This window comes from Streptomyces sp. NPDC001828, assembly GCF_042892175.1.
GTDB lineage: Bacteria > Actinomycetota > Actinomycetes > Streptomycetales > Streptomycetaceae > Streptomyces.
Window position 1 is genome coordinate 437,127 of record NZ_JBIATV010000001.1, and the last position, 20,906, is coordinate 458,032.

Genomic DNA, 20,906 nt, shown 5'->3' on the forward strand with positions numbered 1-20,906 from the left:
TGGTTGGGCGTGAGGTGGGGACGGGACGGCGGGTCGTGTCCGGATCAGGCGAGCGGGACCAGGGACGCGCCCTGGAGTTCGACCACGGCGGCGCGGGCGACCGCGCGGGGCGTGGCGAACGGCTCGTAGTGGTTCACGACGCTGATCCAGGTGCCGTCGGCGTTCCGCATCACATGCAGTTCCTGGCCGTCTATGCGTACGGCGTAGCCACCGCCGTGGTGCGTGTGCCCGGCGGCGGGCGCCCCCTGTATCCGGCGCCCCTGGAACGCCTCGTCGAAGGCCTCGGGCGCCTCGTGCCCGTCGTGGGCGCTGCTGTGGCCGCTCGGTGCGGCGGCGTGGGCGCTGCCTGCCAGGGCGAGCCCGGCGAGGGTGCCGGCGGTGACGCCGATGGCCTGGCGGCGGGTGGGCCGGGACAGTCGTGACGGTTGCGACATGGAAATCCCCAGTGTTTCGCGGCGAGTTGACGCGCGGGTCGGCCGGGAGGCATTCGACCGGCCTGGTCACGGCCGGGATGCCCGGCGAACCGGTGCACATCCATCCCTACCGGTCGCGGTGGCGTGGCAAGAAGTGGGGAGTGGAGGGTTGGCCGCTATGCGGACATGTCGCGATTCGAAGTGCAGTGTTCAACAAGGAGGATCTTGCTGAACACCCGTTACTTGGGCGCCCAGCGTGAAGATTCTCCCTGGCATATGCCAAGTTTGTGAAAATCTTGTTGCCGTGCTGCGGGGGATGTGTCTGCGCTCACGTGTGGAACCTGTCCGGAATCGCACACCGCGCTTCGGCCAGTGGCCTGAACCGGCCCCGGCGGGGCGGGTGTTCATCGGCCGGGCTTCCCCGGCCGAGGGCCGGTCGCGCGGAGCCGGGCCCGTGGAGTGGAACGGCGGCCCTGCCCCGGCTCTCCTGCCGTGCGAGCCGGGTGGCCGCCGCTCCGTCCGGCGGAGCCGGACTACCCCACGCCGCGCGGCAGCGCCAGCGACTGCACCTGGGGAAGCGAGGTCCAGTCGTTCGAGGCGACGCTCGCGTGAGCCGCGGCGAGCCGGGCCACGCGCGCCTGCGCGTCCGCCGGTGAGGGGTTCTTGTCGTCAAGGGCCGGCGAGACGTTCTGCGCGTCGGTCATGACGAGGAAATAGTGGTGGGTGTCGTACCAGGCGGTGTCGATCGTGCCGCCCAGATACGTCGCCGCGTCCCCGTCGAAGACGACGAACCACGGACGGATCGAGGCATCGCCATAGCGTGAACGGGGGTCGCCCGCCTGGGCGTTGTGGACGGCGGGGAAGACCTGGGCCTGCCCGGCGCGTCCCGCCGCCGCCAGGTCGCGCAGATGGCGCGCGTACTCGACGTCCGTCCACAGGCTGTCGGTGGGGTTGCCCTCCTCGACCGTGCCCGGAATCACTTCGAGCATCACCTTGCCCGCGAGCGCCTGGCGGGTCGGCCAGTTGCCGGCGCCCGCGGCCTCGTCGAGGGTGGCGTACTGTCCGCCGCCGGGCTTGGCGAGCAGGTCCGCGGGGCGGAAGACCGCCGAGCCCAGGTGATCGCTGATCGCCTGGTCCAGCTTGGCGGGGCTCATGCCGTAGGTGGCCTGGAAGCCCGCCTTCATCTCCAGCTTGATGACGAGCGGCGGATGGCCGGGGTGCGCGCCGAGCCAGACCCGGACGTCGTCCAGGCAGCTCTCCAAGTTCTTGTTCGCGCCGCCCGTGTAGAGCTGGGCGGGGGTGCTGGCGTTGACGCAGTTGTTGCCGTTGCCCAGGGGATTGGAGTGGCTGACCTTCCACTCCTTGGTGATGAAGTCGTCCCAGACGTCGAGCTCGATCATCGAGGTGCCGGAGTCCAGGGCCTGAGCCAGATAGGGGAAGGCCGCCGGGTCGTAGGTGTTGTGCAGCCCGGAGACGGTGGCTCCCGACAGCGGGAGGGTTTCGGGCCCCGCCGCGGATGCGCTGCCGCCAGCACCCGCCGTGGCGAGGGCGAGGCAGGCGGCGAGCGCGCCGAGCAGAGTGGTGCGCGGCCGGGGCGTGAACCGGCTGGGCCGGGGATCCGACACGGGTCCTCCTAGTGGGGGGTGACTCTCCGTCAGGACGGTGCCATCGTCGGGTGAATCGACGAAGACATGTCAAGTAACACGAGTTGGATTCCTGCTGTCACCCCCTGCGGCCGAACCGGCCGCAGATGATGCCCGTGTAGGTGTCGACGGGGTCAACCTGGCATCGGAGACGGGGAGTTGGGAACACCCCGGTGTCGGTCGGCTAGAAGTTGAACACGGCCTCGGAACCGGCCGCCTTCAGGCAGGAGTTGGCGTAGGTCTGCACGTGGCTGACGCGCTTGCCGTTCCAGACGCCGTCCGCCCGCACGGTGACCGGCTGCCACAGCTGCGTACACAGACGTGGGGCGCCGCTCGCGACGAGGGCGGTGAAGTCGCCCCGCACACCCTTGAGTTCGGCGCACGCGGCGGCCGGCGCGGGGTGGGTTCCGGTGGGCGTCGGGGCGCAGCTGAGGGTGACGGCGCGCTGGACGGAGGCCCCCTCGTCGCCGGTGCCGGGCTCGATGCTGATCACGAGCGCGGACGGCGGGTACAGGCTCATCGGCTTCATGGCCTCGGCCGGGGCCGGGGCGGCTGCCGCGCTGCCGAGTCCGGTGCCGAGGAACCCGTTGGCCAGTAAGGCGACGGCGACGGCGCTGACTGCTGCGATCTTCCGCATTTCGAACACTCCTGGGGTTGGTTTCCGAAGAACGAACAGGAGTCTGTCCTGCGGAGGAGGGTCCCGCGCACCACGGCGGGCACATCCGGTCACACGAAGTGACTCAGCGAAGCCGCATCGGTGCAGGCGGTAGCGCGGGTGCCCAGGTCGCCGAGTCGGCCAAGGTCGGCCAAAAGAAAGGCATGATGGCGCACGGCAGGTCGATTTCCAGGCAACCGGAGTCTGAATTCTGGGAATCTTAGGCCGGATTGAGGACTGGTCAGATTCCGATTCCCGACGTCCGGGCGTGCGCGTGCCCACCGGGCGCACCCCGCCCGCCCGGCCGCGCGCCGCACCGGCCGGGGCGCGCCGCACCGACGGCCCCGCCGCGCTCCGTCGGCCGGAACGCGGCGAGGGCTCACTCCGTGGGGTGCCTCCGCTCGGCGCGCTCGCGGACCACGCGGCGGCGCCGGACCACCAGGAACAGGGTTCCGGCGACCGCGAGGCCCGCGGCCGCCGAACTCGTCAGCGTCCAGCCCGGCTCGTCGTCCTCCTCGGCGGCGTCGGGCTTGACGGCCGCGACATGGGCGATCTGCGCCTGGCGCTGGGGCGACTTGGCCCGTACGGGTTCGAGGGAGCCCACCGCGTCGACGTGGTCCCAGGCTGCGAACCCCCAGTCGAGCAGGGTGCGGGCCTCGTCGTAGACCGCGAAGCCGCCGCCGGCCTGGGGGTTCATGACGGTCACCAGCAAGGTGCGGTCGCCCTGCTTCGCGGCCGCGATCAGGGTGTTGCCGGCGTGGGTCGTATAGCCGTTCTTGACCCCGACGATCCCCGGGTAGCGGGACACCCCGTCGGTGCCCGAAAGCAGCCGGTTGGTGTTCATGATCCCGTACGAGCCGCCCCCGCCGGGGAACTGTGCGGAGGCGGTCGAGCAGTACTCGGCGAAGTCCGGGCGGGCCAGGCCCGCCCGGCCGAACACCGCCAGGTCGAACGCCGAGGAGACCTGGCCCGGGCTGTCGTAGCCGTCGGGCGAGACGACCTCGGTGTCCAGGGCGCCGAGCCGCCGGGCCTGGGCCTGCATCTGGACCGCGGTCTCCTCCCAGCCGCCGTTCAGGGAGGCGAGCACGTGCACCGCGTCGTTGCCCGAGCTGAGGAAGACGCCGCGCCACAGGTCGGACACCTGGTAGGTGTGCCCGGGCTCGACCCCCACCAGACTGCTGCCCGGGCCGATTCCGGCCAGGTCCTGCTCGGAGACCGTGTGCCGGTCCTCGGCGTGCAGATGCGGCAGCGCGGTGACCGCGAACAGCGTCTTGAGGGTGCTGGCCGGGGGCAGCTTGCGGTGGGCGTCCCGGGCGGCGAGGACCTTGCCGGTACGGGCGTCCGCGACCACGTACGACAGGGCGGACACATCACCCGGAAGAGCGGGGGCGCCCGGCCGGAGACTGACCTGCTGGCCCGCTCCCGGGCCCTGCGCGGGCGCGGAGGCGGAGCTGTCCGGGGTCGGGGCGAGGCAGCACAGACCGATGGCGGCAGTGGCGGTGAGTGCTGCCATGGAACGGAAACCGGATCTGATGACCATTCAGTCACCGTAGGAACAGAACGGACATCACGCAGGTCGGCTTGTGCCGTCCGGCCTACACGGGAGGCACCCGGGCGGGCGGTTCCGTTCACCGGTCGAAGGCACCCGGCGGGGCGGTTCTGTTCACCGGGCGCGCGCCCTTTGTTCAAGGAAGAGCAATGGTCTAGTCCAAGTCGTTGACGTGTTCCGGCCACCGCCCAATTCTGGGAGCCCCTCCCACCCCCAGGAGACCCCGACATGAAGCCATTGCGTGCTCTCCTGTGCGGCGCCGCCAGCGCCGCACTCGCCGCGGCCGGACTCACCGCCGCCGTCGCCGGCCAGGCCTCGGGCGCGACCGCCGACGCGGCCGGGCTCGGCAGCCGCTGGTACGCCGCCGCGCCCTATCTGATGCCCCTCGACAACAACCCGCCCGACACCTCCGCCATCATGGACGCGACCGGGCTCAAGGCCTTCCAGCTCGCCTTCGTCCTCGCCCCCAACGGCGGTGGCTGCAGCCCGACCTGGGGCGGCACCGCCCCGGTGTCCTCCGACACCGCGGTCGCCGGGATCATCAGCTCGATCCGCGCCAAGGGCGGAGACGTCTCGGCCTCCGTCGGCGGATACGGCGGCACCAAGCTCGGCCAGAACTGTCCGGACGCCGCCTCCACCGCCGCCGCGTACCAGCAGGTCATCACCAAGTACCAGCTCAAGGCGATCGACTTCGACCTGGAGGAGCCGGAGTACGAGAACACCGCCGCCATCTCGCACGAGATAGGTGCCGCCAAGATCCTCCAGCAGAACAACCCCGGCCTGTACGTGTCGGTGACCACCGCCGGGACCGCCGACGGCACCGGCTGGTTCGGCAAGCAGATGCTGAACGAGGCCAAGGCGCAGGGCTTCGTGCCGGACAACTTCTCGATCATGCCGTTCGACGGCGGGTTCAGCGGGGCCGCCGCCCAGACCAGCGCCCTGACCAACTTCAACTCCGTACTCCAGTCGACCTTCGGCTGGTCCGCCGCGACCGCCTACGCCCACGAGGGCTTCTCCGGCATGAACGGGCGCAGCGACTCCGGCGAGTACTTCTCGCAGGCCGACTTCCAGACCGTGCTCGACTACGCGACGAGCCACGGCATGGCGCGCTTCACCTTCTGGTCCCTCAACCGCGACCGCCAGTGCACCCCGCCCGACAACAACGGCACCACGTCGGGCGTGTGCAGCAGCGTCCCGCAGGCGGCCTGGGACTTCGCCAAGTACTCGGTGAGGTTCGCCGGAGCGACCCCGCCCAACTCGCCGCCGCCGTCGTCCCCGCCGCCCTCCTCGCCCGGCGGCGGCACCTGCGCGGTGACGGCCTGGAGTTCGGGCGCCGTGTACACCCAGGGCAACGAGGTCTCCCACAACGGGCACAAGTGGAAGGCCAAGTGGTGGACCCAGAACGAGGAGCCCGGGACCACGGGGGAGTGGGGAGTCTGGCAGGACGAGGGGACCTGCTGAATCCCGCGGCACACCGAGCCGCCGCCCCGGAAGTTTTTCCGGAGCGGCGGCAACCCGGGGTGCCGCCGCACGTCGTCAGGGGTGAAGGCGCGATTTCCGCGCCGCCCCGCCGACCGTGGAGAAGCACAACGTGACCGTCCCCCAGCACCGTCCCGCCCGTCCCGTCCGCCGCCCGCTCGCCGGGACCGCGGCGGCGACCGGCCTGCTCCTCGCCCTCGCCGCCCCCGTGTTCGCGGGTACCGCGTACGCCGACACCCCGGCCCCCCAGCCCAAGCGCGCGGCCCCCGCCTCGGCGGCCGAGCCGAGCGCCGCGCCCTCCTCGCCGGTCAAGCGGGCGGGGGAGAGCAAGCGGCCGACCGAGCCGCCGACCGCGCGGCCCGAGGCGAGCGCGGCGCCGGCCGGACCCGTGGCCGAGCAGCCCGCGCCCGTGCCCCCGTCCGCCGGGCAGGCCGGGCCGAGCGCGGTTCCCGGCGGGCCCGCCGCCGCCCCCGCGCCCTCGGACCAGAAGGAGCTCGCGCATACTGGTGCGTCCACCACCACCAACACGGTGATGGGCGTCGGAGCGGGCGCGCTGATCCTCGCGGGCGCCGGCACCGTCGTCGCCGTCCGGCGACGCCACCAGAACTGAGCACCGAGGCACCCACGGCCCCGCCCCCGCGCAAGGGGGGCGGGGCACGCCCGCGCAACCGAGGATCTGATGGAGCACACCGCCGCTCTCCACCCGGCCCCCTTCGCCCCGCACGCGCTCGCGCCCTGGTGGCGCGGACTGCTGCGGCGGGGCCGCGCCGCACCGCGCGCTCCCCGCGCGCAGGGGGCGGCGCCCGGGCGGGCGGGCACGTTCACGGACGCCCGCGATCCCGGGGCCGCGCCGCCGACCGTCAGCGAGCTCTACCACGCACACCGCCTCAAGATGGTGCGTCTGGCCGTGATGCTCGTCGACGACCGGGCCACGGCCGAGGACGTGGTGCAGGACGCGTTCACTGCCCTCTACCGGCGCCACGGCGACCGCATCGACGAGATCGACAACGCGCTCGCCTATCTGCGCACCGCCGTCGTCAACGCCTCGCGCTCGGTGCTGCGCCGCCGCCGTACCGCCCGTGGCTACACCCCGCCGCACGAACCCGACGCGCCCTCCGCCGAGGAGCGCGTCGTCCTCGACGAGGAACACCGCGAAGTCCTCGCCGCACTGGGCCAGTTGACGGTGCGTCGGCGCGAGGTGCTGGTCCTGCGGTACTGGAGCGACCTCACGGAGGCCGAGATCGCGACCACCCTCGGCATCAGCCGGGGTTCGGTGAAGTCCATCGCGAGCCGGGCCCTCGACTCGCTGGAGAAGATCCTGGAGGCACGGGCATGAGCGGCCACTGGAGCGGGCCCGACGGCCCCGAGCGTCCGGTCGAGCGACGGCTGCGCGATGCGCTCGCCGCCCGCGCGGACACCATCGCCGTCGTGGATCTGCGCCCCGCCGACCCGCCGGGACCCCATCTGCGCCGCGCCCCGCTGGCGGGGCTGCGCCGGCGCCGGTTCGTCCTTCCGCTGGCCGGGCTCGCCACCGCCGCCGCCGTGGCGATCGGCTGGTTCACGCTGGCCCCCGCCCCCGAGGCACCGCCTCCGCTCCCGGCCGCGACGCCGGGACCCGTGCAGCCCCCGCCGACGCCCGCGTCCTCCGAGTCGCCCGCCCCGATGCCGTCGCCTCCGCCGGCGCCCGGCCGTACGCCCTCGGCCGACCGCTCGAAGGTGCCGGGCGGGGGGCCGTCACCGACCCCGTCGCGGCGGCCCGCGGGACCCGTCACACAAACGCCGGAGCGTGCCGGGACACCCCGGGGATCCGCCGCGCCGTCCACCCTGCCGGGCCGCTGACCGTCAGCCGGTGGCGCGGCCGCGCGCCCCGGCCTTCAGCCGGTGGGCGAGGACCTGCGCCCGCGCCGCCACAGCACCACGGGCACCGCGCCCGCCAGGGAGAGCGCGCCCGGGGCGGCGGCCGCCCTGGTGTTGATGCCGTGCTGGTCGAAGGTGTCCGGGACGGGCAGGGTCGACCAGCGCGAGAGGGGCCAGGCCACCACGAAGGCGCGGCCCACGGCCTCGTCGACCGGCACGAACCCGTGGTTCTTGTCCGCCTGGTGGTAGCGGGAGTCCTCCGAGTCCTGCCGGTGGTCGCCCATCACCCACATCTTGCCCTGGGGGACGGTCACCTTGAACTGGCCGCCCCTCGGGTCGACGCTGCACGGCGTGTTCCCGGGAAAGACGTACGGCTCGGTCAGCGGCTTGCCGTTGACCGTCAGGGGGCCGGTGCCCTTGCACTCCACGGTGTCCCCGGCGACCCCGATGACCCGCTTGATCAGATCCTGCTCGTTGGCCGAGGGCATGACCCCGACGAACGACAGGACCTTCTGGACGACGTTCGGGTTCGAAGTCGGCTGCCCGGCAAGCCAGTTGTCCGGGTCGTGGAAGACGACGACCTCACCGCGCGCGGGCTTGGCGCCGAACCACGGGGTCAGCTTGTCGACCAGGACGCGGTCCCCGGGCTGGAGCGCGTTCTGCATGGACTCGGACGGGATGGAGAACGCCTGCACCAGGAACGTCTTGATGAGCAGCGCGAGCACCAGCGCGACCACGATGAGGATCGGCAGCTCGCGCCAGAAGGAGCGGTGCTTGCCGGGGCCGGAGCGGCGCGGTCCTTCGGGCTCCTCACTGTCGGTCCCTGGGCTCCCGTCCGCGCCGACCGCTGAATTCCCCACGCCCGCTCCTTCGTTCGTACTGCGCCCACGCGCCGACGGCGTGGATCCACGACCTGCCCGATGAACGGTAGTTCCCGGCGGGCCCGATCGCGGGGCCGCCGGGCGGTGTCCCGTCGCGTTCCTGCGTCCGAAGGACGCGGGGGCGGGTCAGGAGGAGGGTTCGGGGCCCTGCATGTGCTCGCTGATCCACTGGATGAGCCCGCCGTTGGCCATGTTCGGCACATACGTCTTGGCGTTGTGGCCGCCGCCCTGGATGACGCTGAGCTTCGTTTTGACCGGGCCCTTGCCGTACTTGGAGATGAACTCCTCGATCTTCGGTCTGGCCTGGGCGTCGGAGCCCACGGTGCCCACCTGGAAGGCGAGATAGACGTCCGGGCTCTTCGCCGCGATCAGCTTCTGGGCCAGCAGGTTGGGGTTGTTCTCCGCCTTCTCCTTGTCGTGCCCGTTCCACAGCCGGGAGTCGGGGACGATGTCGGGGCCGGAGGCGATGACGGCCTTGAACTGGCCGGGCTTCTGCAGCACGCTCTTGAGGCCCGCGAAGCCGCCGGTCGACGAGCCCATGAAGGCCCAGCCGTCACGCGACTTGACCGTACGGAAGTTGGCCTTGATGAGGTCGGGGACGTCCTCCGTCAGCCAGGTGCCCATCTTCGGCTGGCCGGGGATGTCGCTGGCGTCCCAGTACAGGCCGCCGGTGTCCGGGTGGGGGTTGAGGACCGGCATCGCGAGGATGAACGGGAGGCTCTTGCCCTCCTTGGACCACTGGGAGATGCTCGCCTCCAGTTTGAGGTCGGTGCCCATCCAGTAGTTCGTCGGATAGCCGGCGCCGCCGGGCAGCGCGACCATCACCGGGAAGCCGCTCTTGGCGTACTTCGGGTCCTTGTACTCCGGCGGGACCCAGACCCAGACCTTGCCCGTGAAACCGGACTTCTTGCCCTCCAGGGTCGTCACCGCGATCTTGGAGCCGTTCTCCGGAACCGTGCCGGCCACCGTGAACTGCGCCTCGGGCCCGGTCGGCATCAGCACCTTGGAGTTGGCCGACTTGCCCCCGTCGCCGCCGGGCTTGTCGCCGCCGCCTCCGGAGCCACCCTGGCCGAAACTGATCGCGTCGCCCTTGTCGGAGAAGACGTCGAAGTAGTTCAGGACGGGCCACGCGATCAGGCCGAGCACGGTGACGGCGACCACGCCGAGTATCCAGCGCTTGGCGCGGCTGGCCCGGCGGTGGCCCCGAGACTGGTAGGCCCCGTGGCGGGGGTGGGTCATTGCGATCGCTCCGGGTGGTTCTGGGGCCCAAGGGCATGCGTGTTCGTTCCACCTGGGCTGATGGGCAGGAGCGGGCAAAGGGTTCCGGATTTGTCTTACAAATCTTGTGAAAGTGACCGATCGGGCCGCGGCGGCCGCGGAATCTTCCGGTCGCCCCGGCCCGATTCCGCGCGCCGGGGCCCTGGCCAGGGGTGTGCCGTCAGGCGTGCAGGGGGTGCCGCACCCAGACGTTGGGCTCGACATAGCTCACCCGGTCGTGGCGGGTGTCACAGTGCACCGGCACCAGCGCGGCCGGCACCTCGATCTCGCCGTCCCGGTCGAAGGGCAGACCGGTCCAGCGGCGCCACTCGGCCGGGGTCCCGCTCACCGTCATCGAGGCGGCGGCCGCCTTCACGATGGTGCCGCCCGCCTTGACGTGCACGCGCAGCCACGGATCGGCGGGCAGCCCGTCGTCCCTGACGTCGCGCAGGTATTCGGCCATGGGCAGCCGGGGCCGCAGGTGCTTGGCCGTCGGACGCACCGGCGCCACGAGCGCGTCGAGGCCCTGGCGCCCGACGGCCTCCCGCATCGCGGCCAGCATGCGGTAGGACAGGCCGCGCCCCAGATGATCCACGTCGACGGTGATCTCCAGCGCGCTCGCCGTCGTCACGGGACGCCCGCGCCGCGCGTCGTCGAACGCCCACGCCAGGACCTGGTCCCAGCCCCGGTCCGGCATCTCCTCCCGGCCATCGAGCGCCGCGTTGAAGGGGACGCTGAAGCCCCGGGCGATCACCCGGTCGTCCCGCGTGGCCACGACGCAGTACTGCGGGAACTCCTCGGGCACCCGGGCGAGCAGGGCGTAGCCGACCAGGTCCCGGGCTATGAACTCGGGCCACTTGTCGCTCATGTCGTAGATCCGGGCGGCCAGTTGGGGCCGCTCGGCGAGCGTGCTGATCTCGATGTCGTCGCTGTGCGTCACGGCCGGAACTTTGCCAGAACCCGCAGGTCAGCACCAGACCTTTTGGATCTGACGGTTCGTCATGCGCGGACGCAGCGGACCCGTATCGTCACCGTGAGGTACCGCCCCGCCATGCCACGGGACGCGGTCACCCCGAACTCGGTCCGGTCGACACGGGCCGTGGCGAGGGCGGTGAACGCCCCGGTCGTCGACGCCGACTCCTCGATCGACAGCGACACCGGCCGCGCGGTGCCGCACACGGTGAGGGTGCCCGCCACGGTGGTCCCGTCGAGCCGGTCCGCGGTGAAGGTCATCGACGGGTGGCGGGCGGCGTCCAGGAAGCGCGCCGAGCGCACCGCCCCGTCCCGCTGCTTGCTGCCGGTCGTGAAGCTCGCCGTGTCGATCTCGGCCCGCACGCCCGAATCCCCGAGCGGCTCGGCGATGTCGACGCTGCCGGACCGGATGGCGAAGCTGCCGCGCACCGGAAGCAGCCCGAACACGTGCCGGGTCGTGAACTCGACGGTCGAGGCGTCCGGATCGATCGTGTAGTGCCCGAGCCCGGGCGCCGCCGTGGTGCTGTCCTGGTTGGTTTCCATGCCTCGATTGCACCGCGGGGCGGGCGCCGCGCGGCAGAGCGGGCGGGAGGGCGCCGGGACGACGAAAGGAGGGCCGGCCGGGGCTGCCCACGACTTTCGTAGGGTGTGCCGCATCCGGAGGTCTGCTTCCCGGGGGCCATCGCCCGGACATGACCTACCGTGAACGGCATGAGTGACGGACCGTGGCACCGTCGGCATCCGCTCGCCGTGGACACGGCGATCGCCGTCTGCTTCACCCTGGCCGACACGGCGATCACGCTGGTCGGTGCGACCTGGTGGCCCGAGCGGCCGGGCACCCTCGCCTGGGCCCTGCTCGGCGCCCAGGCCCTGGCCTGCCTCTCCCTGACCGCCCGCCGCCGGGCACCCCTGGCGGTGGTCGCGGTCCTCGGCGCGTTCACGCTCGCCGTGACCCTGCTGATCTCGCCCGTGCACGCCCTGACCCCCGCCAACCCGGGCAACGTCTGGGCCCCGTTCTCGACGGCGCTCGCGGCGTACGGCCCGGTCTTCTACGGCCGGACCGCCCGCAACCGGCGCACGGCGTTCCTGGTGCTCGGCCTGTTCACGCTGGTGGTCGCCCGGGCCTGGGAGCCGTCCCTCACCGTCCTCACCGTCGGCCTGCTCCGCACCGCCGTCGGCCCCCTGCTCGCCCTGTACTTCGACGCGCGCAGGCGCCTCGTGTGCGCCCTGACCGAGCGCGCAGAACGGGCCGAGCGCGAGCGCTATCTGCTCGCCGAGCGGGCGTGCGCCGAAGAACGCGCCCGGCTCGCGGGAGAGATGCACGACGTGGTCACCCACCGGGTCAGCCTCATGGTGCTCCAGGCCGGCGCGCTGCGCGTGACCGCCTCGGACGAGGCGACCCGCCGGGCGGCCGAGGAACTGCGGTCGGCCGGGTGCCAGGCTCTTGAGGAACTGCGCGACCTGGTCGGCATCCTGCGCACGGCACCGGAGGAGGACCGCACCCCCTCGCCCGACGGGCTGGCCGCGCTCGTCGCCGAGTCGACGGCCGCCGGCGTCCCGGCCGAGCTGGTCGAGGTGGGCGACCGCTCGCTGGCCTCGCCGGTGGTGGGCCGCACCACGTACCGCGTCGTGCGCGAGGCGCTGACCAACGTGCACAAGCACGCCTCCGGCGCCCGCGTCACCGTTCGCGTGGAGTACGACGAGAGCGGAGTGCGCGTCGCCGTCCGCAACACCCGGCCGAGCGGGAGCCCCGACAGCGAGCTGGTGCGCACCGGTTCGGGCCTGGGCATCGCCGGGCTCCGCCAGCGCATCGAGCTCGTCCATGGCAGCCTGCGGGCGGGACCCGAACCGGACGGCGGGTTCTGCGTGGCGGCCGAACTGCCCGCCTACGTACCGACAGCGGAATCGGTGGGGTGAGGCCAGTGGTGCGCGTGGTGGTCGTGGACGACGAGGCGATGGTGTGCGGATTCCTGCGCACCATCCTCGGTTCCGCCGACGACATCGAGGTGGTCGCCGAGGCGCACGACGGGGCGGCCGGCATCGAGGCGGTGCTGCGGCACCGGCCCGACGTGGTCCTCATGGACCTGCGGATGCCGGGCATGGACGGCATCACCGCCATCGAGCGGCTGGCCCGGCGCGAGGGGCCGTTGCCGCCCGTCGTGGTGCTCACGACCTTCGACGCGGACCAGTACGTCCTGCGCGCGCTGCGCGCCGGGGCGACGGGGTTCCTGGTGAAGTCCACGCCGCCGGAGGAACTCATCGGGCTGGTCCGGGTGGCCGCCGAGGGCCACACCGTCCTGTCGCCCGCGGCGGCCCGGCGGCTCATCGCGGCCTCGACCGACGGTCTGTCGGCGCGCGACCGCGCCCGCGAACGCGTCGCCCTGCTCACCGACCGGGAGACCGAGGTCCTCGCGGGACTGGGGGAGGGGCTCTCCAACGCGCGGATCGCGGCCCGGCTCCACCTCTCGGAGGCGACCGTCAAGGGCTATGTGTCGCGCACGCTCGACAAGCTGGAATGCGCCAATCGCACCCAGGCCGGACTGCTCGCCCACGAGGCAGGGCTCGTAGCACCCTAGCCCGCTCGCCCCAACTGCCGCGTCAGCAGCGCGAGTTGCCCGGACAGACGGTCTGGCCTGGGCAAGTCGATGCGGCGCGGCGGGCCCGCGCCGGACGGCCCGCGCCCGGACACGCCGCGGCAATGCCGGGCTCGGCGCGGGCGGGGGCGGATGCTTGCTTCTGCTCGTCCGATGGACGCCATTGACAGGTACGAGCATCAGTACTGCACTGGCGGGTGCCCTCCGGCAGGCTCGTGCCGGCGGGATCGGCACCTTCCCCTGCCTCCTACGCATCCCGCCCGGGCCGCGACCGGCCGGGCCAGGAAGGAATCTGTCGTGCCGTCACTTCCTACCCGACGCGGGAGACTGGCCGCCCTGCTCGCCGCGCTCCTGGCCGTCCCGCTGACCGTGACCGGGGCGCACGCCGCGGCGGCACCGGCGCCGCCCGCCGCCCCCGCCCGGAGCGCCCCCCTCGCCGCCACCCCGCCCATGGGCTGGAACAACTGGGCGCACTACATGTGCGACATCAGCGAACAGACCGTCGTGCACAACGCCGACGCGCTGGTCTCCTCGGGCCTCGCGGCCAAGGGCTACCGCACGCTCACCGTGGACGACTGCTGGATGGCCAAGAACCGCGACGGCCAGGGCGCCCTGGTCGCGGATCCGGTGCGCTTCCCGCACGGCATGGCCTGGCTCGGCTCCTATCTGCACGCCCGGGGCCTGAAGTTCGGCATCTACGAGGACGCGGGCTCCGCCACCTGCGAGGGCTTCCCGGGCAGCGGCCGCCCCCAGGGCGGCGGCCCCGACCACTTCGGGCAGGACACCGCCACGTTCGCGTCCTGGGGCGTGGACTACCTCAAGCTCGACGGCTGCAACATGTACGTCGCACCCGGCGAGACCAAGGAAGCGGCCTACCGTCAGGCCTACGACGCCGCGTCCGCGGCGCTGCACGACGCCGGACGCGACATCGTCTTCTCCGAGTCGGCGCCCGCCTACTTCCAGCCGAACGGCGAGTGGGGCAGCCCGGACTGGTTCTCGGTCCTGTCCTGGGTCGGGCGGGACGGCCAGCTCTGGCGCGAAGGCACCGACATCGTGGTGTTCGACCCGCGGAAGCCGACCGCGAGCCGCTGGGCGAGCGTCCTGTGGAACTACGGCTACAACCGCTGGCTCGGCCGCTACGCCGGGCCCGGCAACTGGAACGACCCCGACTTCCTGCTGGCCGGCGATCCGGGTCTGACGGCCGACGAGTCCCGCAGCCAGGTGGCGCTCTGGTCGATGATGGCCGCCCCGCTCATCCTGTCCTCCGACGTGGCCGCCCTCACCCCGGCCGGGGTCTCGGCCCTCTCCAACCCCGGGCTGCTCGCCATCGACCAGGACCGCATGGGCCGGCAGGCCGCCGTGGTCGCCACCAACGGCACCACCGACGTCCTGGTCCGGCCGCTGGCGGGCGCCGACCGGGCCGTCGCCGTGCTCAACCGGTCGTCCTCGGCGCGGAACGTGTCGACGAGCCTCGCCTCGATCGGCCTGCCCGGCTGCGCGGTGAGCGCCAAGAACCTCTGGAGCGGGGCCACTTCGACCACCTCGTCCGCGCTGAGCGCGAACGTTCCCGCACACGGCACCGCGATCTGGCGGCTCACCCCGGGCGGCGGCTGCGCCCCCGCCGTGCCCACCGGGCAGCTGACCGGCAACGGCGCCAACTGCGCGGACGTGTCCCACGGCGGCACGGCCGACGGCACCCCGGTGGTCCTCTCCGCGTGCACGGCCCAGGCCAACCAGCGCTGGAGCCTGGCCGGCGACGACACCGTACGGGCACTCGGCAAGTGCCTGACCGCGAGCGGTTCCGGGGCCGGGAGCCCGGCCGTCCTGTCGGCCTGCACGGGTGCGGACGCCCAGCGCTGGACCACCGACCGGGACGGCGCGCTGATCAACACCGGATCCGGGCTCTGCCTCGATGTGTACGGCGGTGGCACGGCCAACGGCACCAAGCTCGACACCTGGACCTGCGGCAGCCGCCAGGCCAACCAGACGTGGGCGCTGCCGGTGTGACGGCCGGCGTCAGCCGGCAGCGGCGAGCTCCTGTCGCACGCTGATCGCGTCGAGGCGGATCGTGACCGCCGCGGTGTCCTCGGCGCCCAGTGACAGGAACTCGGCCCGGCCGGCGGCCACGGTCACCTCGACGCGGAACGCGACGACGTAGAGGTGGCCGCCCGTCTCCTTGTCCTGGAGCGCGAAGAGCAGGTGGTAGAAGTACCGCGTGCCGTCCGCGTCCTCCTGGAAGGCGAGGTGCCCGGCGTCCCGCTGGGCGTCGAGCCCGAGGAACACCCCGGCCAGGGCCGCGTCCGCCTTGTCCCAGAACGCCGGATTCTCGAAGGGCTCGACCAGGGCCTGGCGCACGGCCTGCCTGAGCGTGAGGACCATGACCTGGAGGGGGGCGGTCTCCTGGAGGCCGAACCCGGGGATGATCTTGACGACGGAGCTGTTCGGCAGGCCCCGGGCGGCCGAACGCACGGCCCCGAAGTCGAAGGCCGCGTCCGCCGCCGGTGCGATCGCCTCCTGAAGGGCGGCTTCGGCGGCCCGTACCTGGTCGAGGGCCTGCGGGCCGACTTCTACGACCGTCCTGAAGGCGGCCGTTGTGGTGGTGCCCCGGTCAACCATGGCTGCTCCCGCGCGGGTTGGAAGTGATCAGTTTCGGCCGCGCCAGTATGCCCAAGCGGTCCCGAACGGGCAGACCGGTCTCATATTCCGTACGCGAAGTGCCGCGAGAGTGCGGGCGATTGACTCCGTGTGACCGAAAGCAAGGAATCGCACCGCCCTGACCTGCAAGGACCACGGAAAGTGACGCCCGTCACTTCGGGTTATTTTTTCGGCATGTTCCCCGCATGCCGGGGCAGGGGCGGTGGTGGCCCTGTCCCAGCACCGCATCGGAGGATCCGAACCATGCCCGAGCTCTTCATCGACGGCCAGTGGAGTGCCGCCGTCGACGGGCGGACCCGTGAGATCCGGTGTCCCGCCGACGGCACCCTCGTCGCCACCGTCGACGAAGCGGGTCCCAAGGACACCGCCAACGCCATCGCCGCGGCCCGAGCCGCCTTCGACCACGGACCGTGGCCGAGGACGGCCCCGGCCGAACGTGGTGCGCTGCTCCTTCGCGTCGCCGATCTGCTCGTGCGCGACAAGGAGCTCCTCGCGCGGGCCGAGTCGCTCGACACCGGCAAGCGCCTCGTCGAGTCCCGCTACGACATGGACGACATCGCCAACTGCTTCCGCTACTTCGCGACCCTCGTCACCGCCGAGGGCGCGGGCCGCGTCGTGGACACCGGCAACCCGGTCGTCGACAGCCGCGTCGTCCACGAGCCGGTCGGCGTGTGCGGCCTGATCACGCCGTGGAACTACCCGCTGCTGCAGACCGCCTGGAAGGTCGCTCCGGCCATCGGCGCGGGCAACACCTTCGTCCTGAAGCCCAGCGAGCTGACCCCGCACACCGCCATCCACCTCATGAAGCTCCTGACCGAGGCGGGCCTTCCGGCGGGCGTCGCCAACCTGGTGCTCGGCGCGGGCGCCGAGGCCGGCGCGCCGCTCGCCGAGCACCCGGACGTCGACCTGGTCTCCTTCACCGGCGGCCTCGTGACCGGCCGGCGCATCATGGCCGCGGCGGCCCCCACCGTGAAGAAGACCGCGCTCGAACTCGGCGGCAAGAACCCCAACGTGGTCTTCGCCGACGTCGCCGCGACCGAGGCGAGCTTCGAGGCGGCCGTCGACAACGCCCTGACCGCCGTGTTCCTGCACTCCGGCCAGGTCTGCTCGGCCGGCACCCGGCTCCTGGTCGAGGACGCGATCCACGACCGCTTCGTCGACGAACTCGTGCGCCGGGCCCAGTTGATCCGGCTCGGCGGCCCGTTCGACGAGCGAGCCGAGACCGGCCCGCTGATCTCCGCCGCCCACCGCGACAAGGTCGAGGCGTACGTCGCCGCCGGAATCGCCGAGGGCGCCGTCCTGCGCTGCGGCGGCGAGCGTCCCGACTCCGCTGATCTGGAAGGCGGTTACTACTACCCGCCGACCGTCCTCGACGAGTGCCGGGCCGGAATGAGCGTGGTGACCGACGAGTCCTTCGGGCCGGTCCTGACCGTCGAGCGCTTCACCGACGAGGACCAGGCCGTGCGCCTGGCCAACGACACGATCTACGGCCTGGCCGGCGCGGTGTGGACCACCGACGAATCCCGGGCCCGTCGCGTGGCGGCCGGCCTCCGGCTCGGCACCGTGTGGATCAACGACTTCCACCCGTACGTCCCGCAGGCCGAATGGGGCGGCTACAAGCAGTCCGGGACGGGACGCGAACTCGGCCCGGCGGGCCTGGCCGAGTACCAGGAGACCAAGCACATCTGGCGCAACACCGCCCCCGAACCCCAGCGGTGGTTCGAGAGCTGACCCGCTGATCCACGGCCGGCCGCTCCCCGCGAGCGGCCGGTCACCGCACCGTGCCCCCTCCTGAATCCCTGCCTACTTGGAGTCTGGTCATGAGCATGACGAAGGATGACGACGATCTCCGGGAGTTCGGTTACAGACCCGAACTCAAACGCACCCTCGGCAACTTCCACACCTTCGCCGCGGGCATCAGCTACATCTCGATCCTCACCGGCACCTTCCAGCTCTTCTACTTCGGCTTCGGCTTCGGCGGCCCCGCCTACTGGTGGTCCTGGCCGCTGGTCTTCGTCGGCCAGCTGATGGTCGCCCTGTGCTTCGCCGAACTCGCCGCCAAGTACCCGGTGGCCGGCTCGGTCTACAACTGGGCCAAGAAGCTCGGCGGCCCGCACGTCGGCTGGCTGGCCGGCTGGATGATGCTGATCGCCTCGATCGTGTCGATCGCCGCGGTGGCGCTCGCCTACCAGGCGACCCTGCCGCAGATCTCCATGGTGTTCCAGATAGTCGGCGACGGCACCGGCACCTACGACGTCGCCACCAACGCCGTGATCCTCGCCGCGGTGCTCATCCTCTTCACCACCCTGGTCAACGCGTTCGGCGTCAAGCTGATGGCCCGCATCAACACGGCCGGCGTCTTCCTCGAACTCGTCGCCACCGTCGTCCTGATCGTCCTCTTCGCCGTCCACGTCGTGCGCGGCCCCTCCGTCGTCCTCGACACCCACGGCCACGGCGGCAGCGGCAGCTTCGGCTACATGGGCGCCTTCCTCACCGCGGCCCTCGCCTCCGCCTACGTGATGTACGGCTTCGACACGGCCGCCTCCCTCGGCGAGGAGTCCGTCGACCCGTCCCGCAACGCGCCGCGCGCCATCCTGCGGGCGCTGCTCGCCTCGTTCGTGCTCGGCGGCCTGATCCTGATCCTCGCCCTGATGAGCGTCTCCAGCCTCGACGGCAAGGGCATCACCAGCGACGGCCTCCAGTACGTGGTGCTCGACGTCCTCGGCGACACCGGCGGCAAGCTCATGCTGTGGTGCGTCCTGATCGCGGTCACCGTGTGCGCCCTCGCCGTGCACACCGCCGCCATCCGCCTCGCGTTCGCGATGTCCCGGGACAACAACCTGCCGGCCGCGTCGCTGATGGCCAAGGTCAGCCCGCGCTTCCAGACCCCCGTGCTGCCGGCCGTCGTCATCGGCGTACTGGCCCTGGTGATCCTCCTGGTGAACATCCGCCAGCCGCAGATCTTCTCGGTGGTCACCAGCATCGGCATCATCATGATCTACGTCGCCTACCTGCTGGTCACCCTGCCGATGCTCATCGCCCGGCTGCGCGGCAAGTGGACCCCGGCCGGCGACGGCAAGTTCTCGCTGGGCCGCTGGGGCCTTCCGGTGAACATCCTCGGCGTGCTGTGGGGCGGCGCCATGACGCTCAACCTGGCCTGGCCGCGCGCCGAGGTCTACAACGCCACCGCCCCCTACCACTGGTACCTGCGCTGGGGCGCCTTCCTCTTCGTCGGAGCAGTCCTGCTCGGCGGCTTCGCCTACTACTGGTTCGTCCAGCGCCACAAGACCGGCGTCCTCGCGAGCCACGCCGCATCGGAAACCGAAAGTGAGTCAGAGACCCATGTCCACACAGCCCACTGAATCCCCCGTCCCCACCGAGGAGTTCGACTACGTCGTCGTCGGCGGCGGCACGGCGGGCAACGTGGTCGCGGCCCGGCTCAGCGAAGACCCCTCGGTCACCGTGTGCGTCCTGGAGGCAGGCCCCTCCGACGTCGGCGACGACAACGTCCTCAAGCTGGACCGCTGGATGGGCCTGCTCGAATCCGGCTACGACTGGGACTACCCCGTCGAGCCCCAGACCCACGGCAACAGCTTCATGCGGCACGCCCGCGCCAAGGTGCTCGGCGGCTGCTCCTCGCACAACTCGTGCATCGCCTTCTGGGCGCCCGCCGAAGACCTCAACGCCTGGGAGGCGGCGGGCTGTTCGGGCTGGGGAGCGGCCGACATCTTCCCGCTGTACCAGCGCCTCGAGACCAACGACGCCCCCGGCGACCACCACGGCCGCAGCGGCCCGGTCAAGATCCGCAACGTCAAGTCGTCCGACCCCTGCGGCGCCGCACTCCTGGAGGCGTGTGCCCAACAGGGCATCCCCACCACGCAGTTCAACGACGGCAGGACGGTGGTCCGGGGAGCCAACTGGTTCCAGATCAACTCCGACGAGAACAACATCCGCCAGTCCTCCTCGGTGGCCTACCTCCACCCCGTGATGGACAAGCGCCCCAACCTCGTCGTCCGCACCGGGGTCCGCGCCAAGAAGCTCCTCATCGACGCCAACCGCCGCTGCACCGGCGCCGAGTACCTCGACCCGGACCTCATCCACACCCGTACCGTCACCGCCCGGCGCGAGGTCATCGTGTCCTGCGGCTCGATCGACACCCCCAAGCTCCTGATGCTGTCCGGCATCGGACCGGTCGCCCATCTGCGCGAGGTGGGCGTGGACGTCCTGGTCGACGCCCCCGGCGTCGGCGAGAACCTCCAGGACCACCCCGAGGGCGTCATCATGTGGGAGGCCAAGCAGCCCATGACGACGGCCTCCACCCAGTGGTGGGAGATCGGCATCTTCGCGGACACCGAACCCGGCCTGGAACGCCCCGACTTGATGTTCCACTACGGCCAGGTGCCGTTCGACATGAACACGGCCCGCTACGGCTACCCGACCACCGAGAACGCGTTCTGCCTCACCCCCAACGTGACGCAGGCCAAGTCCCGCGGCACCGTACGGCTGCGCACCCGCGACTACCGCGACAAGCCGATGGTCGACCCGCGCTACTTCACGCACGAGCACGACGAGCGGGTCATGACGTACGGCCTGAAGCTCGCCCGCGAGATCGCGGCGCGGCCGGCGCTGAGCGGCTGGGCGGGCGCCGAACTCGCCCCGGGCCCGGACGTCCGCACCGACGACGAGCTGCTCGACTACATCCGAAAGACCCACAACACCGTCTACCACCCCGCCTCCACGGTGAAGATGGGCGCCGACGACGACGCGATGGCCCCGGTGGACGCCCGGCTGCGCGTCAAGGGCATCGACGGCCTGCGGGTCTGCGACGGCTCGGTCATGCCGGAGCTCGTCACCGTCAACCCGTGCATCACCACGATGGCGATCGGCGAGAAGTGCGCCGACCTCCTGAAGGCCGACGCGCGCTGACCCCCTGCCGACCGGTTCCGGACCT

19 protein-coding genes are annotated in these 20,906 nt (G+C 71.9%); 10 read left to right on the plus strand and 9 right to left on the minus strand.

Going from position 1 to position 20,906, the window contains the following annotated elements; all coding sequences use genetic code 11:
- Window positions 1-44: 44 nt before the first annotated feature.
- The 4 genes from ACFYZA_RS02065 to ACFYZA_RS02080 form a co-directional block, all read right to left on the minus strand.
- Window positions 45-416, minus strand: coding sequence for a tyrosinase cofactor (locus ACFYZA_RS02065; protein ID WP_388487954.1), 372 nt, complete (start codon window positions 414-416; stop codon window positions 45-47).
- 530 nt (window positions 417-946) lie between these two features.
- Complete coding sequence (locus ACFYZA_RS02070) at window positions 947-2,038, minus strand: phosphatidylinositol-specific phospholipase C domain-containing protein (protein WP_388486348.1); 1,092 nt, start codon at window positions 2,036-2,038, stop codon at window positions 947-949.
- A gap of 202 nt (window positions 2,039-2,240) precedes the next feature.
- The gene (locus ACFYZA_RS02075) at window positions 2,241-2,693 is read right to left on the minus strand and encodes a subtilase-type protease inhibitor (protein ID WP_382584554.1); all 453 of its coding nucleotides are present in this window, start codon (window positions 2,691-2,693) and stop codon (window positions 2,241-2,243) included.
- A 397-nt stretch (window positions 2,694-3,090) separates the two neighbouring features.
- Window positions 3,091-4,251 (minus strand): D-alanyl-D-alanine carboxypeptidase family protein, encoded by a 1,161-nt coding sequence (locus ACFYZA_RS02080; RefSeq protein WP_382584551.1) that lies wholly within the window; start codon window positions 4,249-4,251, stop codon window positions 3,091-3,093.
- Between the two features lie 237 nt (window positions 4,252-4,488).
- On the opposite strand from ACFYZA_RS02080, the gene ACFYZA_RS02085 reads away from it, so the two are divergent.
- From ACFYZA_RS02085 to ACFYZA_RS02100, 4 genes are all read left to right on the plus strand, one after another.
- A complete protein-coding gene (locus ACFYZA_RS02085; RefSeq protein ID WP_388486351.1) occupies window positions 4,489-5,721 on the plus strand; it encodes a carbohydrate-binding protein in 1,233 nt (410 codons plus the stop codon).
- A 130-nt stretch (window positions 5,722-5,851) separates the two neighbouring features.
- Window positions 5,852-6,349: an LPXTG cell wall anchor domain-containing protein gene (locus tag ACFYZA_RS02090; RefSeq protein ID WP_382584546.1), complete on the plus strand. Its 498-nt coding sequence runs from the start codon at window positions 5,852-5,854 to the stop codon at window positions 6,347-6,349.
- Window positions 6,350-6,418: 69 nt separating this feature from the next.
- Entirely contained in the window at window positions 6,419-7,075 is a 657-nt protein-coding gene (locus tag ACFYZA_RS02095; protein ID WP_388486353.1) for an RNA polymerase sigma factor, read from the plus strand.
- Complete coding sequence (locus ACFYZA_RS02100; RefSeq protein ID WP_388486356.1) at window positions 7,072-7,578, plus strand: hypothetical protein; 507 nt, start codon at window positions 7,072-7,074, stop codon at window positions 7,576-7,578. Before ACFYZA_RS02095 ends, ACFYZA_RS02100 begins: the two co-directional genes overlap by 4 nt.
- Before the next feature lie 35 nt (window positions 7,579-7,613).
- Here ACFYZA_RS02100 and lepB read toward each other — a convergent pair whose 3' ends face one another.
- From lepB to ACFYZA_RS02120, 4 genes are all read right to left on the minus strand, one after another.
- Window positions 7,614-8,456 carry a signal peptidase I gene (gene lepB, locus ACFYZA_RS02105; protein WP_382584537.1) on the minus strand — a complete coding sequence of 281 codons (843 nt, stop codon included), beginning with the start codon at window positions 8,454-8,456 and terminating at the stop codon, window positions 7,614-7,616.
- Window positions 8,457-8,603: 147 nt separating this feature from the next.
- Window positions 8,604-9,716 carry an alpha/beta hydrolase gene (locus tag ACFYZA_RS02110; protein ID WP_382584535.1) on the minus strand — a complete coding sequence of 371 codons (1,113 nt, stop codon included), beginning with the start codon at window positions 9,714-9,716 and terminating at the stop codon, window positions 8,604-8,606.
- 199 nt (window positions 9,717-9,915) lie between these two features.
- A complete protein-coding gene (locus ACFYZA_RS02115; protein WP_382584532.1) occupies window positions 9,916-10,674 on the minus strand; it encodes an N-acetyltransferase in 759 nt (252 codons plus the stop codon).
- A 59-nt stretch (window positions 10,675-10,733) separates the two neighbouring features.
- Window positions 10,734-11,249, minus strand: coding sequence for a YceI family protein (locus tag ACFYZA_RS02120; protein WP_388486358.1), 516 nt, complete (start codon window positions 11,247-11,249; stop codon window positions 10,734-10,736).
- A gap of 168 nt (window positions 11,250-11,417) precedes the next feature.
- On the opposite strand from ACFYZA_RS02120, the gene ACFYZA_RS02125 reads away from it, so the two are divergent.
- The 3 genes from ACFYZA_RS02125 (at window position 11,418) to ACFYZA_RS02135 (ending at window position 15,307) form a co-directional block, all read left to right on the plus strand.
- Complete coding sequence (locus tag ACFYZA_RS02125) at window positions 11,418-12,623, plus strand: sensor histidine kinase (protein WP_388486360.1); 1,206 nt, start codon at window positions 11,418-11,420, stop codon at window positions 12,621-12,623.
- Between the two features lie 5 nt (window positions 12,624-12,628).
- Complete coding sequence (locus ACFYZA_RS02130) at window positions 12,629-13,282, plus strand: response regulator (RefSeq protein ID WP_388487956.1); 654 nt, start codon at window positions 12,629-12,631, stop codon at window positions 13,280-13,282.
- A gap of 315 nt (window positions 13,283-13,597) precedes the next feature.
- Window positions 13,598-15,307 (plus strand): ricin-type beta-trefoil lectin domain protein, encoded by a 1,710-nt coding sequence (locus tag ACFYZA_RS02135; RefSeq protein WP_388486362.1) that lies wholly within the window; start codon window positions 13,598-13,600, stop codon window positions 15,305-15,307.
- Between the two features lie 9 nt (window positions 15,308-15,316).
- Here ACFYZA_RS02135 and ACFYZA_RS02140 read toward each other — a convergent pair whose 3' ends face one another.
- The gene (locus ACFYZA_RS02140; protein WP_388486364.1) at window positions 15,317-15,916 is read right to left on the minus strand and encodes a Type-2Aa cytolytic delta-endotoxin; all 600 of its coding nucleotides are present in this window, start codon (window positions 15,914-15,916) and stop codon (window positions 15,317-15,319) included.
- A 282-nt stretch (window positions 15,917-16,198) separates the two neighbouring features.
- Here ACFYZA_RS02140 and ACFYZA_RS02145 point away from each other — a divergent pair, with 282 nt between their 5' ends.
- The 3 genes from ACFYZA_RS02145 to ACFYZA_RS02155 all read left to right on the plus strand — a co-directional run bounded on the left by ACFYZA_RS02145 (window position 16,199) and on the right by ACFYZA_RS02155 (window position 20,881).
- Complete coding sequence (locus ACFYZA_RS02145) at window positions 16,199-17,686, plus strand: aldehyde dehydrogenase family protein (protein WP_382584517.1); 1,488 nt, start codon at window positions 16,199-16,201, stop codon at window positions 17,684-17,686.
- An 89-nt stretch (window positions 17,687-17,775) separates the two neighbouring features.
- Window positions 17,776-19,317, plus strand: a complete 1,542-nt coding sequence (locus ACFYZA_RS02150) for an APC family permease (RefSeq protein WP_388486365.1) — start codon at window positions 17,776-17,778, stop codon at window positions 19,315-19,317.
- Window positions 19,298-20,881: a GMC family oxidoreductase gene (locus tag ACFYZA_RS02155; protein ID WP_388486367.1), complete on the plus strand. Its 1,584-nt coding sequence runs from the start codon at window positions 19,298-19,300 to the stop codon at window positions 20,879-20,881. The genes ACFYZA_RS02150 and ACFYZA_RS02155 overlap by 20 nt, the downstream gene beginning before the upstream one ends.
- Window positions 20,882-20,906: the final 25 nt, after the last annotated feature.